We start from the raw sequence: 13,535 nt of genomic DNA, 5'->3' as shown, positions 1-13,535 counted from the left end.
AGATTCTTAGATTCTTAGATTCTTAGATTCTTAGATTCTTAGATTCTTAAAAATAAATTTACTTCGCAAATTTATTTTATACTGCGCGAGTTTGCACAATAAAAAAAGCCTCTTCAAAAGAAGAGGCTTTAGTACTCAGAGCGGGACTTGAACCCGCACGAACATTGCTGTTCACTGGATTTTAAGTCCAGCGTGTCTACCAATTTCACCATCCGAGCATTGTATGATGTTGAGCGAAAAACGGGGCTCGAACCCGCGACCTCGACCTTGGCAAGGTCGCGCTCTACCAACTGAGCTATTTTCGCGTTTCAAATTCTTGTAAGAACTACAATACTTTACTTGTTCCGTATTGCGAGTGCAAATTTAGGACATTTATTCAATTACACAAGCGTTTTTTGAAAAAAAAATCCACTTATTTTATAACTTTCTGATAACCTAAACTTTAAATCTGAAATTATTTTTTAACCAACATCCTTTTAATCTCGTTAAGCTTCATCAATGCTTCAACCGGAGTTATCGCATTTATATCGAGACTTAGGATTTCTTCTTTTATTTCTTCTAATAAAGGATCATCCAAATTAAAGAAACTCATCTGCATTTCGTCTGCGGCAGATTTTACTCCGTTTAAGGCATCGCTTGAATGATTCTTCTCTAATTTCTTTAATAACTTCTGTGCTTTCAAAATTACAATTTGAGGCATTCCCGCCATTTTTGCAACATGAATTCCAAAACTATGTGCACTTCCTCCTTTTATCAACTTACGAACAAAAAGAACGGTATCTTTTAATTCTTTTACTGCAACATTATAATTCTGGATTCTAGGCAACGATTCGGTCATTTCATTCAATTCATGATAATGCGTTGCAAATAATGTTTTAGGTCTTCCTGGATGTTCGTGCAAAAACTCGGCAATAGCCCAGGCAATCGAAATTCCATCATAGGTACTCGTTCCTCTACCAATTTCATCTAAAAGCACTAAACTTCGATCAGAAATATTATTCAAAATAGAAGCTGTCTCGTTCATTTCGACCATAAAAGTAGATTCTCCCATCGAAATATTATCCGATGCTCCTACTCTGGTAAAGATTTTATCGACAATTCCCATTCTCACACTATCAGCAGGAACAAAACTTCCCATTTGAGCCAATAACACAATTAAAGCCGTTTGTCTTAAAATAGCCGACTTACCAGACATATTCGGTCCCGTAATCATAATAAGCTGTTGCGTTTCTCTGTCTAAGAAAACATCATTGGCGATATAAGGAGTTCCAACCGGCAATTGTTTTTCGATTACAGGGTGACGTCCGTTTTTGATTTCAAGCTCAAAAGTTTCATCGATTTCAGGACATACATATTGATTTTCGATAGCCAATTGCGTAAACGAGCACAAACAATCTAACTGTGCTACCAAATTAGCATTCATCTGAACCGGCTTAATATAGGTCGCAATCCAGGCAATTAATTGCTCAAAAAGCTCCGTTTCAATTTTATGAATCTTTTCTTCGGCGCCCAGAATTTTTGTTTCGTATTCTTTTAATTCTTCGGTAATATAACGTTCCGCATTTACTAAGGTTTGTTTACGAATCCATTCTGCAGGTACTTTATCTTTGTGCGTATTTCGAACTTCGATATAATATCCAAATACATTATTGAAAGATATTTTCAAAGAAGAAATCCCTGTTCTCTCCGATTCTCTTTTTTCAATTCCCTCAAGATATTCTTTTCCTGAAGTAGAAATAGCACGTAAATCGTCTAATTCTTCACTAATCCCTTTTGCAATTGCATTTCCTTTAGCAATAGCTACAGGCGCATCCTGATTTAAAGTTATTTTTATTTTTTCTCTTAAAAGATCACAGGCATGTAAACTATCTCCAATAACTTTCACTGCTTCCTGCTTACTTGCCAACGCCAAAGTTTTTATTGGAATAATAGCATCCAGAGATTCTTTTAAATAAACAATTTCACGAGGCGAAACTTTTCCGGCTGCAATTTTAGAAATCAAACGTTCTAAATCTGAAATTTGCTTAATTTGATATTGAATATTTTGTAATACTTCCGGATCTGATTTTAAATACGTGACAACGTCATGACGATTTTTAATTTTAACACTATCTTTTAAAGGTAAAGCCAACCAGCGTTTCAGTAAACGTCCTCCCATTGGCGAAAGCGTTCTGTCGATAACATCTAAAAGCGTTACCGCATTTGGATTATAACTGTGGTATAATTCTAAATTTCTAATGGTAAAACGATCCATCCAAACATAAGCATCTTCTGCAATACGATGAATTGCCGTGATATGTTGTACGCGGTTATGTTGTGTTTCTGATAAATAATATAAAATTGCTCCCGAAGCAATAATTCCTTCTTTCAACTCTTCGATACCAAAACCTTTTAAGGAAACAGTTTGAAAATGTTTCGTCAAGGTTTCCAGAGCATAATCTTCTTTATAAATCCAATCTTCCAGATAAAAAGTATGGAAATCTTCTCCAAAAGAAGCTTTAAAATCCATTTTATTATTTTTTGGAACCAGGATCTCGCTAGGATTAAAATTCTGCAATAATTTATCTATGTATTCAGCATTTCCCTGAGCTGTTAAAAACTCTCCGGTAGAAACATCAAGAAAGGAAACTCCGATACTTTTATTAGCAAAATAAACGGATGCTAAAAAGTTATTTGTTTTTGATTGTAAAACTTCATCATTTAAAGAAACTCCGGGAGTTACTAATTCAGTAACACCACGTTTCACAATAGTTTTGGTCATTTTTGGATCTTCAAGCTGATCACAGATCGCTACACGAAGTCCGGCTTTGACCAATTTTGGCAAATACGTATTGATAGAATGATGTGGAAAACCTGCCAACGCTGTTTCGGTTTCAGATCCCGCACCTCTTTTTGTCAAGGTTATTCCAAGGATTTTTGACGCTCTGACAGCATCTTCTCCGAAGGTTTCATAAAAATCTCCCACTCTAAAAAGCAGACATGCATCAGGATATTTTCTCTTGATTTCGTTGTACTGTTTCATTAAGGGTGTTTCTTTCACCACTTTCTCTTTCGCTGCCAAATTATTGTGTTTTTAAATGAAAAATTAAGACAGCGAATTTATAATATTTTGAAGGAATATTGAAGCGGTTCAAAAATTAAAATATTTTAAGCAATTTTTAAGTTGAGATATTAGAATTTTATATAGATTTGTTCAATAATTAAAACAAAGACTCTAAAAAGATGAAAAAAATAATCTTAATTGCTATGTTAGCTGTAGTTGGAATTACAGCTTCTAACGCTCAAAGCACTAAAAAAGCTAAAGTTGCTAAAGTTGAAGGTGCTGGAATGGCTTTTGAAACAGAAACTATTGACTACGGAACTATCGCTCACAATGCTGATGGAAAACGTGAATTTGTTTTTGTAAACAACGGAACTAAACCATTAATCATTACTAACACACAAGGATCTTGTGGTTGTACAGTACCAACAACTCCAAAAGAGCCAATCGCTCCAGGTGCTAAAGGTATTATTGGTGTAAAATATGCTACTGACAGAGTTGGTGCATTTACAAAAACAGTAACGGTTACTTCTAATGCTGAAGGACAACCAACAAAAGTACTTACAATTAAAGGTACAGTTTTACCAGATCCAGTAAAAAGCTAATCTGAGAAAAACAAAATAAAATAATCGAAAAAGCTTCCTTATCTTTGGAGGCTTTTTTTATGACCTGAATACAACACAAATGAGAAAACTGGAAAATAGCGAACTAGATCGAAAATCAATTGAAGATTTTAAAAAATCAGATAAAACTCCTCTAATTTTAGTGTTAGATGATATTCGCAGTTTACACAATATTGGTTCTGTATTTAGAACAGCCGATGCTTTTTTGATCGAAAAAATAATTCTATGCGGTATTACAGCTACACCTCCAAACAAAGAAATTCATAAAACCGCTCTTGGCGCTACCGAAACTGTAGCTTGGGAACATCATGAAAATGTATTGGAAGTTATCGAAAATCTAAAAAAAGACAATGTATTAACGCTTGCTATTGAGCAGGTTGAAAGTGCTATTTTTCTTCAGGATTTTAAAGTAGAAAAGGATCAGAAATATGCATTGGTTTTTGGGAATGAAGTTTATGGCGTAGCTCAGGAAGCGGTTGCAATTTGCGATGGCTGTATTGAAATTCCGCAATTAGGAACCAAACATTCTTTAAACATTGCCGTAAGTGCCGGAATTGTTGTTTGGGATTTATTCCAGAAACTGAATTGGCCAAAAAGCACTTAAAATAAGGATTTTACTGCAATAAATTGTTATTTTTCAGCAAATTGAATCTATAATTGTTACAAATAGAAAATTATTTTTTTGTTATTATAAAATTGATACTTTTATAAAATGAAAAATTTTAATTTCTTAAAAATACCACTTTTATTTTTTGCTTTAAGCTTAACCCAATCATACGCTTACGAAAAAACTAAAATTTTCAATAAAGATTTGATTGTCACAAAAAATGACACTTTAAAATCAGGCAAAAAACAAATTAACACTACAAGTTTTGCAGTAACTCCTCCAGTAATTAAAGCTACAGGAGATCAATTTTATTGCCCGTTAACATTTATAAATATTGTAACTTCTATTACAATTACTCACGATCCTCTGGAATCAGGAACACAGGCTGCTTATATTCAGGTTTCTTCGGGTTATTCTAGTGGTTTAGACAAATTAACGCTTTCAAATACAGCAGCACATCCATCAATTACAACAAGTTGGGATGCGCCTGCAGGAAAATTGACCTTATCAAACGCCGCTGGAGGAAATGTTTTATATTCTGATTTAGAAGCCGCCATTAAAGATGTTGTATTTTCTAATTCATTAGCTACAGCTTCCGGAACAAAAACTTTTTCTATAACGATTGGCCCAGCCAATTATTTACCGTCTACACAACATTTTTATTTATACGTTCCTAGCGTTGGTATTAGATGGACTGATGCAAAAGCCGCTGCCGAAGCAAGTACTTATTATGGTCTTAAAGGATATCTGGCAACTCTTTTATCTGTCGATGAAGCTAAGCTAAGTGGCGAACAAGCCTCCGGAACAGGGTGGATTGGCGGAAGCGACACTGAAACTGAAGGCGTCTGGAAATGGGTAACAGGTCCTGAAGCAGGAACAGTAATGTCGTATACTTTTTGGAATACAGGCGAACCAAACAACCAAGGAGACGAAGATTATGCCCACATTACGCAACCCGGAATCGGAATACGTGGCTCCTGGAATGATTTATCTAACACAGGATCATTAGTTTCAGGTGACGCATATCAGCCAAAAGGGTATGTTGTTGAATATGGGGGCTCAGCTGGCGAGGCTCCATTAGAAATAGCCACTAGTACAAAAATTACAATTCCGGTTGCTACGCCATCTGCAAATCCAAATGCAGCTTGTGATTCAGGAACTTTTACGTTTAATGCCACTGCAACAACTGGAGCAACAATAAGCTGGTACGCAACAGCCACTGGAGGAACAGCATTAACAACAGGTAATACTTTTACAACTCCTACAATAACAACAACTACAACATATTATGTTGATGCCGGTTGCGAATCAAATCGAAAATCAGTTACAGCAACCGTTAATGCGACCCCTACAACTCCAGTTGCTGCACAACCAACCTATTCTAATTGCGGTCCGGGATCAGTAACGATTCAGGCCAGCACAAATATTGGCTTTATCAATTGGTACACAACATCAACAGGCGGTACAAGCTTATTTACAGGTAACAGTTTTACAACACCATCACTTTCAGCGAATACCACTTATTATGCTGAGGCATCAAATAATGGCTGTATCAATACAACTCGTACTCCTATAGATATTAAAATTTATACTCCTCCGATTGTTACCGACCAAGAATTGCCTTTGTGTCAATTTCAAACTATTACGCTTGACGCTGGAGTTGCCGGAATGATTTATAAATGGAATACCGGAGAAACAACACAAACGATTCCTGCTTCAAAAGGTGGAACTTATACCGTTGATGTTACAAGTCCTGCTCCCGAAAGCTGTACCAGTCGAAAAACAATTATTGTTACAGAACGACTTGTACCAGAAATATCTCGTATTGAAGTAAACGAAACAAGAGTTATAATCTATCTTACCAAAGAACAAGATTATTTTGAATATTCTGTAGACGGTTCTAATTTTCAAAATTCAAATGTATTTTATGATGTTCCAGGCGGATTACAAACTGCCTATGTAAGAGAAAAAAGTGGCTGTGGCAGCACAACCCAAATGTTTGTAGTTCTTGTTTTTCCTCCGTTTTTCACTCCAAACAACGATACTTTTAATGATGTTTGGGAAGTAACCGGAATGGAATATTATCCGGAAGCACAAGTCACTATTTTTGATCGATACGGAAAATTTATCGCACAATTAAATGCTTCTAAAATGACGTGGGACGGAACTTTGGACAGAAATCCGCTACCCGCTTCTGATTATTGGTATGCCTTAAAAATTGACAATACTAAACCCATTTTAAGAGGTCATTTTTCATTGAAAAGGTGATTTTAATTAGAAAATTTGTCAATTAGAAAATTAGATAATTATTTACCGCATTTCAGAAATTATCAAATTTTCTAATTGGCACATTGCCACATTATCTAATTCAATTTCTTCTTTATCTCATCTAAAATAAAAAGGTAGTCTTCGTGTTTTTTCACAAAATCACGCTCTGAAACATCTATAATCAAAACATTCAAATCGGTTTGGGATTTAATGTAATCCAGATAACCATTATTGATTTTATCTAAATAATCTGCTGAGATATTTTGCTCGTAAGTTCTTCCTCGTTTCTTAATGTTTTGAAGCAAACGCTCTGAATTCTGATATAAATAAACGTACAAATCAGGCTTTGGCATTTCTTTATAAATTATATCGAATAAGTTTCGGTACAAACGATATTCATCTTCTGCCAGCGTAATTTTAGCAAAAATCAAAGATTTAAAAATATGATAATCGGCTACAATAAAATCTTTAAATAAATCAAATTGTGCCAAATCATCTGATAATTGCTGATAACGATCTGCCAGAAAAGACATTTCTAAAGGAAAAGCATATCGATTTTGATCTTTATAAAATTTAGGTAAAAACGGATTATCAGCAAAACGCTCCAAAACAGTTTTAGCATTAAAATCTTCTGAAATCTTGTGTGCCAAAGTCGTTTTTCCTGCTCCAATATTTCCTTCAAAAGCAATATAATTAAAACTTTCCAGCGGAATTTCCTGCAACGGATTCTTTAAATCCTGAATTACTGTGCACACACTATCGTCCGGTGAAATAGCAATTAGTTCTGAAATCGTTTTTTGATAAACAGGATGTCTCCAATCCAGTTTTAAATCCTGCATTGGTAATAAAACAAACTTTCTGTTTTGCATTAGCGGATGCGGAATCTGAAGTTTTTCAGACTCAATAATTTCATCGTCGTAAGCAATCAAATCAACATCAATTAATCGGGATTGATATCCTTCCTGATTGGATCGGATTCTACCTAAATGTTTTTCAATTTTTAAAACCTGATTCAGTATTTTTTGTGCAGATGAAGTACTGTGCAAAACCAAAGCACAATTATAAAAAGCATCACTTTCAAATCCCCAGGCCGGAGTTTCATATAGTCTTGAAACCCTGATTACAGTACCAACTTCCTGGTGTATTAAAGCAATACAACTTTCGATGTTTGCCAGCCTGTTTCCCTGATTACTGCCTATAGATAGAGTGATTTGATGCTGTGATTTCATAATTAATGCAAATTAACTAAAACTATTTTAGAATTAAGTACATTATTTACTTCAAGAATTAGAAGTTTTCAAGAGTTGAAATCTCCGTATTAACTATTTCTTTTATCTAAATTAGCAAAAAAACTCGCTATTATCTTACAAAATATTCTATCTTTATTTATAGCATTCAAAATGTAAATAATACAAATATTTGATAAATCACGTATCAGAATTAAATTCTATTTAGATTATATTTGTAACAAACCAACCTTTTTTGCTACTTATTAAAAAAATATACTTATGAAGTTTTTAGGAAATGTAATTGCCACAGTTATTGGTATTTTTGTATTTATTATGGTCTTCTTTTTTGGAGTAATTCTAATTGGAGCTATTTTTGGAGGAGATGATTCTGTCTCTGCTAAAAGTGATTCTGTGATCGAATTAAATTTAAAAGAGATTCAAAATGATTACGCCGGAAAATATAAAGATCCTTGGGTAACTGTTTTTTCAGATAAAAAGGGTATCGGTTTAACCGATGTTATCAATGCTATAGAAGCCGCAAAAACGGATGATAATATTAAAGGAATTTCGATCTTAAACGATGAATCTTCTTTAGGATTAGCACAATACAAAGATTTAAGAAATGCTCTTGAAAGCTTTAAAAAATCAGGAAAATTTGTTTGGGCTTACGCCAATACTTATTCGCAAAAAGAATATTATTTAAATTCTGTTGCCAACACTGTTTATTTGAATCCTGCCGGAGATTTAGATTTTAAAGGACTTTCGTCTGAAGTAATGTTCTTTAAAGATTTTCAGGATAAATCAGGCATTCACATGGAAGTTATCCGTCACGGAAAATACAAAAGTGCTGTTGAACCATTTTTAGAAAACAAAATGAGCGATGCCAACAGAGAACAAGTTACCGCTTTACTAAACTCAATCTGGACGACCGTTTCTAATGATATTTCAAAAAGTCGAAATATCCCTGTTACTAAATTAAATGAAATTGCAAATGGCTTGCTTGCCAGAACACCGGAAATGGCAAAAGCGCAACATTTAGTTGATATTGTTGCTTATGAAGACGTTTATCATGATGCTATTAAAAAAGCCCTGAAAGTAACTGGCGACGACGATTACAACAAAATCTCGATTTTAGATTATACTCAAAATAATATCACGACAGCTTTGACCAATACTGCATCAGACCAAATTGCAATTATTTACGCTCAAGGCGAAATACAAAGCGGTGAAGGTGATGTTACCGTAATTGGCGAAGGTTCAATGCGTCGTTCGTTGCAAGAAGCCAGAAAAAATGAAGATGTAAAAGCGATCGTTCTTAGAATTGACAGTCCGGGCGGAAATGCCTTGACTTCTGATTTGATCTGGAGAGAAATCGAAATTACTAAAAAAGTAAAACCGGTTGTTGTTTCTATGGGTAATTATGCTGCTTCGGGAGGATATTATATTGCTTGTAACGCTAACAAAATTTTTGCCGAAAACAATACCATCACAGGTTCTATTGGAGTTTTTGGCATCTTACCAAACTTTAGCCCTCTGGCAACTAAATTAGGAATCAATACTGAACAAGTAAAAACTCACGAAAATTCAGCAAATTATAGTCCGTTTGTGCCAATTGATGAGAAGTTTAAAGCCTTTACATTAGAAGGAGTTGAACATATCTACAATACTTTTGTAACGCATGTGGCTCAAGGCCGAAAAATGACTTTTGCACAAGTTGACGCTATCGCACAAGGAAGAGTTTGGTCAGGAACCGAAGCTTTAAAAATAGGTTTGGTAGACAAAATTGGAGGTTTGAATGATGCTATTGCCGAGGCAGCTAAAATAGCTAAAGTAAAAACATACAGCACTCAGAACTATCCTGAATACGAAAAAACATTCAATGATCTTCTTTCTAATTTGCCATTTGCACAATCTAAAGAAGCTTTCATTAAAGAAGAAATTGGCGAAGAAAATTATCAGCTAATCGAGCAGGTAAAAAGGTTTCAAAATCAAAAAGGTGCTCAGGCAATGCTTCCTTTTGGAATAAACATCAAATAATTAAAGATCAATGAAAAATATAGTTCTTCTGCTTACCATTTTCTTTTTGAGTTTTGTTAATGCTCAGGATAAAAAACAATACACCTACAAGGAATCTAATGCAACTTTAAAAATTAATAATGATCAGCTTTTTGGAACTTTGACAGTTCCGGATGTATTAAAGAAATATCCGGTTGCATTAATTATTGCGGGTTCAGGTCCAACGGATAGAAATGGTAATAATCCGATGATGAAAAACAATTCGCTGAAAATGCTGGCTGAAGCTTTGGCAAAAAACGGAATTGCATCATTAAGATATGACAAAAGAGGAATTGGCGAGAGCAAAGCTTCGGCAATATCTGAATCAAATTTAGTTTTTGAAAATTATACAGAAGATGCCAAAAGCTGGATTAATTTCCTGAAACAAGACAAGCGTTTTTCGCAAGTAATTGTAATAGGTCACAGCGAAGGTTCTTTAATAGGAATGATTGCCGGAGCAAAAGCAAACAAATTTATCTCTATTGCCGGAGCCGGAGACTCAGCAGATAAACTTATAAAAGCGCAGATAGCCAGTAAATCAAATCAACAAATTAATGATTTGACTTTTCCTATTATCGACAGTTTAAAAGGCGGAAATACGGTAAAAAAGGTTGACCCAATGCTTAACGCTCTTTTTAGGCCAAGTATTCAGCCTTATTTGATTTCCTGGTTTAAATACAATCCGCAAACGGAGATCAAAAAATTAACTGTTCCTATTTTAATTCTGCAAGGAAACAACGATTTACAAATCAATGCACAAGACGCTGAGAATCTGGCAAACGCTAATAAAAATGCCGAATTATTGATCGTTGATAAAATGAATCACATCATGAAAATTATCGATGGCGATAAACAGGCAAATTTAGAGAGTTATAACAATGAAACTTTACCTATCTCAGAAGTTATGACGAATAAGATTGTTTCCTTTATTCTAAAATAATAAACCCAAAAATCCGTTTGAATATATAATCAAGCGGATTTTTTTTATTAACAAAATAAGTAAATTTCTTACAATTTTTAAGAAAACTTTATCGCAGAACTAAATCAAAAAAGTTATTTTTGCAAGAATTAAACATTAATACTAAATCCTCAAATCTATTAATATGTTAAAGAAAATTCTAAAAATCTCAGCCATTGTTCTTGTCGTCATTGTCGCTGCATTATTCGCCATTCCTTATTTTTTTAAGGATCAGATAAAAGCCAAAATTGTCGAAGCAATTAACGAAAGCGTTGATGCAAAAGTAAGTTTTGCCGATGCTGATTTAAGCTTGTTTAAAAACTTCCCAAATGCAACGGTTGGAATCGAAAAATTGGTCATTATCAACAAAGCTCCTTTTGAAGGTGATACTTTAGTTTCGTTAGGCGAGTTGAACTTAAAAATGAGCATTAAAGAACTTTTTAAAGGAAAAGAAGAACCTTTAAGCATTCAGGGAATCAGTTCTACAAATGGATTAATCAATATTATTTTTAATAAAGATGGTGTGGGTAACTTTGATATCGCATTAAAAGACAAAGATAAAACAGAGAAAGACGATAAAAGCAAACCGCTTTCATTGAAAATTCAGAACTACAAAATCGAAAATTTTACCTTCAGATATATTGATCAGGGTTCAAAAATTAAGATGGTAATTGATAGTTTAAATCATGAAGGAACTGGTGATTTTACCAACTCAAAACTGGATTTAACTACAAAATCTACAGCCAAAGTATCTTTGGATATGGATAAAGTCAATTATATGAAAAATGTAAAGCTGACTTTAGACGCAGTTTTAGGAATTGATTTAGAGCAAAGCAAATATACTTTTAAAGAAAATAAAGCCTTAATAAATCAATTGCCGTTAGAATTTGACGGTTTTATTCAGATGGTTGATGCGGGTCAGATTTATGATTTAAAATTTAAAACGCCAACTTCATCTTTTACCAACTTCTTAGGCTTAATTCCTTCGGTTTATGCTTCGAGTTTAGATGGTGTAAAAACAACTGGTGATTTTACGGTAGCCGGTTTTGCAAAAGGACAATTAACAGATACTACTGTTCCTAAATTTAATATTGCAATTGCTTCAAACAATGCTTCATTTCAATATCCTAACTTACCAAAATCAGTTCAGAATATTGTAATTGACACAAAAATCATCAACGAAACGGGAATTCTAAATGACACCTACGTTAATTTAGACAAACTTTCTTTTAGAATCGATCAGGACATTTTTAACGCTAAAGCGAATATTAAAAACATTACCGTAAATCCTATTGTAGACGCGGCATTAAAAGGAACTATTAATTTAGCTAACCTTTCAAAAGCATATCCAATTAAAATGGACAAACCTTTGACTGGTATTTTAAAAGCTGATGTTACTACAAATTTTGATATGGCATCTGTAGAAAAAAGCCAATATCAAAACATAAAAAATGCAGGAACGATGAGTTTATCAGGATTTAAATATACTGACGAAAACAATAAATCGATGAGTATTAGTACGGCTTTGGTAGAGTTTAACCCAAGTACTATAAACCTGAAAAAATTTGATGCTACAACTGGAAAAAGTGATTTGAGCATTAATGGAGTTTTAGAAAATTTCTACGGTTTTATGTTTAAAAAACAAGAACTAAAAGGGAACTTCAATATGAGTTCGAACCAATTGGCAGTTGACGATTTTATGACTGCCGGAGAACCTGCAACAGAAAAAACGGCTGCAAAACCAACGGAAGCAATGAAGATTCCAGCGTTTTTAAATTGTACTTTAAATGCAAAAGCAACAACTGTTTTGTATGACAATTTAAAACTAAAAGATGTTTCAGGCAGATTGATTGTAAAAGATGAGAAAGCTACTTTAGAGAACTTTAAAACATCGATTTTTGGAGGAACAATTGGTTTAACAGGAACCGTTTCAACCAAAACAAAAGTACCAACTTTTGATATGAATTTAGGTTTCAATCAAGTTGATATTGCTCAGACTTTTACACAACTGGACATGATGAAAAAGATTGCTCCAATTGCCGGAATTATAAATGGAAAATTAAATTCGACTATTAAATTAAACGGAAATCTAGATTCGAAAGAATTAACTCCGGACTTAAAATCGATTTCAGGAGATTTGTTAGGGCAATTGCTTTCGACAACTATAAACTCTAAAAATTCAACTGTACTAAGTGCCTTAACGTCAAACATCAAATTTATTGATATGAATAAAATAAATTTGAATGATATTAAAGCTGCCTTAACTTTTGAAAACGGAAAAGTAAATGTAAAACCATTTGACATCAAATATCAGGATATTAAAATCACAGTTGGCGGAACTCACGGTTTTGACCAATCAATGAATTACAACCTAAAACTTGATGTTCCGGCTAAATATTTAGGATCTGAAGCAAATGCTTTTATTGCAAAAATGTCTCCTGCAGATGCTGCAAAACTGCAAAACATTCCGATAAATGCTATGATTACAGGTAATTTTTCAAATCCAAAAGTATCTACTGATATGAAAAGTGCTGTTAGCAGTTTAGCATCTCAGGTTGCCAATCAGCAAAAAGAGAAGCTAACGCAAAAAGGTACTTCGGCTCTTAATGACTTAATCAATAAGAATACAAAAGCAAAAGATACTACACAAGCTGCAAAAACAGAAAAAGAACAGAAAACTCAGGAAGCTACTAAAAAAGCAAGTGACTTGATAAATGGTTTGTTCAAGAAGAAATAAAAAATTATTCATTAAAAA

At 33.8% G+C, this 13,535-nt stretch carries 8 protein-coding genes and 2 tRNA genes; 6 read left to right on the top strand and 4 right to left on the bottom strand.

Features of this window, described 5'->3' with window-relative positions; genetic code table 11:
• Positions 1-132: 132 nt before the first annotated feature.
• The 3 genes from LPB88_RS02285 to mutS all read right to left on the bottom strand — a co-directional run bounded on the left by LPB88_RS02285 (position 133) and on the right by mutS (position 3,061).
• Positions 133-218: transfer RNA gene (locus tag LPB88_RS02285), tRNA-Leu, on the bottom strand.
• 14 nt (positions 219-232) lie between these two features.
• Positions 233-305: transfer RNA gene (locus LPB88_RS02280), tRNA-Gly, on the bottom strand.
• A gap of 149 nt (positions 306-454) precedes the next feature.
• Positions 455-3,061, bottom strand: a complete 2,607-nt coding sequence (gene mutS, locus LPB88_RS02275) for a DNA mismatch repair protein MutS (protein WP_230712176.1) — start codon at positions 3,059-3,061, stop codon at positions 455-457.
• A 161-nt stretch (positions 3,062-3,222) separates the two neighbouring features.
• Here mutS and LPB88_RS02270 point away from each other — a divergent pair, with 161 nt between their 5' ends.
• From LPB88_RS02270 to LPB88_RS02260, 3 genes are all read left to right on the top strand, one after another.
• On the top strand, positions 3,223-3,645 hold the full coding sequence (locus LPB88_RS02270; protein WP_099710823.1) for a DUF1573 domain-containing protein: 423 nt from the start codon (positions 3,223-3,225) through the stop codon (positions 3,643-3,645).
• A 79-nt stretch (positions 3,646-3,724) separates the two neighbouring features.
• Positions 3,725-4,267 (top strand): RNA methyltransferase, encoded by a 543-nt coding sequence (locus tag LPB88_RS02265; RefSeq protein WP_230712175.1) that lies wholly within the window; start codon positions 3,725-3,727, stop codon positions 4,265-4,267.
• Between the two features lie 108 nt (positions 4,268-4,375).
• Complete coding sequence (locus LPB88_RS02260) at positions 4,376-6,538, top strand: T9SS type B sorting domain-containing protein (protein WP_230712174.1); 2,163 nt, start codon at positions 4,376-4,378, stop codon at positions 6,536-6,538.
• Positions 6,539-6,633: 95 nt separating this feature from the next.
• On the opposite strand, the gene folK is transcribed toward LPB88_RS02260, so the two are convergent.
• Positions 6,634-7,767 (bottom strand): 2-amino-4-hydroxy-6-hydroxymethyldihydropteridine diphosphokinase, encoded by a 1,134-nt coding sequence (folK, locus tag LPB88_RS02255; protein ID WP_230712173.1) that lies wholly within the window; start codon positions 7,765-7,767, stop codon positions 6,634-6,636.
• Between the two features lie 279 nt (positions 7,768-8,046).
• Between folK and sppA the strand changes: the two genes are divergently transcribed.
• The 3 genes from sppA to LPB88_RS02240 all read left to right on the top strand — a co-directional run bounded on the left by sppA (position 8,047) and on the right by LPB88_RS02240 (position 13,517).
• On the top strand, positions 8,047-9,804 hold the full coding sequence (gene sppA, locus LPB88_RS02250) for a signal peptide peptidase SppA (protein ID WP_230712172.1): 1,758 nt from the start codon (positions 8,047-8,049) through the stop codon (positions 9,802-9,804).
• Between the two features lie 10 nt (positions 9,805-9,814).
• On the top strand, positions 9,815-10,762 hold the full coding sequence (locus LPB88_RS02245; protein ID WP_230712171.1) for a S9 family peptidase: 948 nt from the start codon (positions 9,815-9,817) through the stop codon (positions 10,760-10,762).
• A 163-nt stretch (positions 10,763-10,925) separates the two neighbouring features.
• Positions 10,926-13,517, top strand: coding sequence for an AsmA family protein (locus LPB88_RS02240; protein WP_230712170.1), 2,592 nt, complete (start codon positions 10,926-10,928; stop codon positions 13,515-13,517).
• Positions 13,518-13,535: the final 18 nt, after the last annotated feature.

Origin of the sequence: Flavobacterium sp. JAS (assembly GCF_020991455.1) — a bacterium.
In the GTDB taxonomy this organism is placed as follows: domain Bacteria; phylum Bacteroidota; class Bacteroidia; order Flavobacteriales; family Flavobacteriaceae; genus Flavobacterium.
The sequence above is the reverse complement of the archived record's forward strand: the minus strand, read 5'-3'. Positions and strand labels throughout refer to the sequence as shown.

Bases quoted from the DNA above. Each gene is read 5' to 3' on its own strand.
- LPB88_RS02270 (WP_099710823.1), top strand. From the start codon at position 3,223: ATGAAAAAAATAATCTTAATTGCTATGTTAGCTGTAGTTGGAATTACA.
- LPB88_RS02265 (WP_230712175.1), top strand. From the start codon at position 3,725: ATGAGAAAACTGGAAAATAGCGAACTAGATCGAAAATCAATTGAAGAT.
- LPB88_RS02260 (WP_230712174.1), top strand. From the start codon at position 4,376: ATGAAAAATTTTAATTTCTTAAAAATACCACTTTTATTTTTTGCTTTA.
- folK (WP_230712173.1), bottom strand. From the start codon at position 7,767: ATGAAATCACAGCATCAAATCACTCTATCTATAGGCAGTAATCAGGGA.
- sppA (WP_230712172.1), top strand. From the start codon at position 8,047: ATGAAGTTTTTAGGAAATGTAATTGCCACAGTTATTGGTATTTTTGTA.
- LPB88_RS02245 (WP_230712171.1), top strand. From the start codon at position 9,815: ATGAAAAATATAGTTCTTCTGCTTACCATTTTCTTTTTGAGTTTTGTT.
- LPB88_RS02240 (WP_230712170.1), top strand. From the start codon at position 10,926: ATGTTAAAGAAAATTCTAAAAATCTCAGCCATTGTTCTTGTCGTCATT.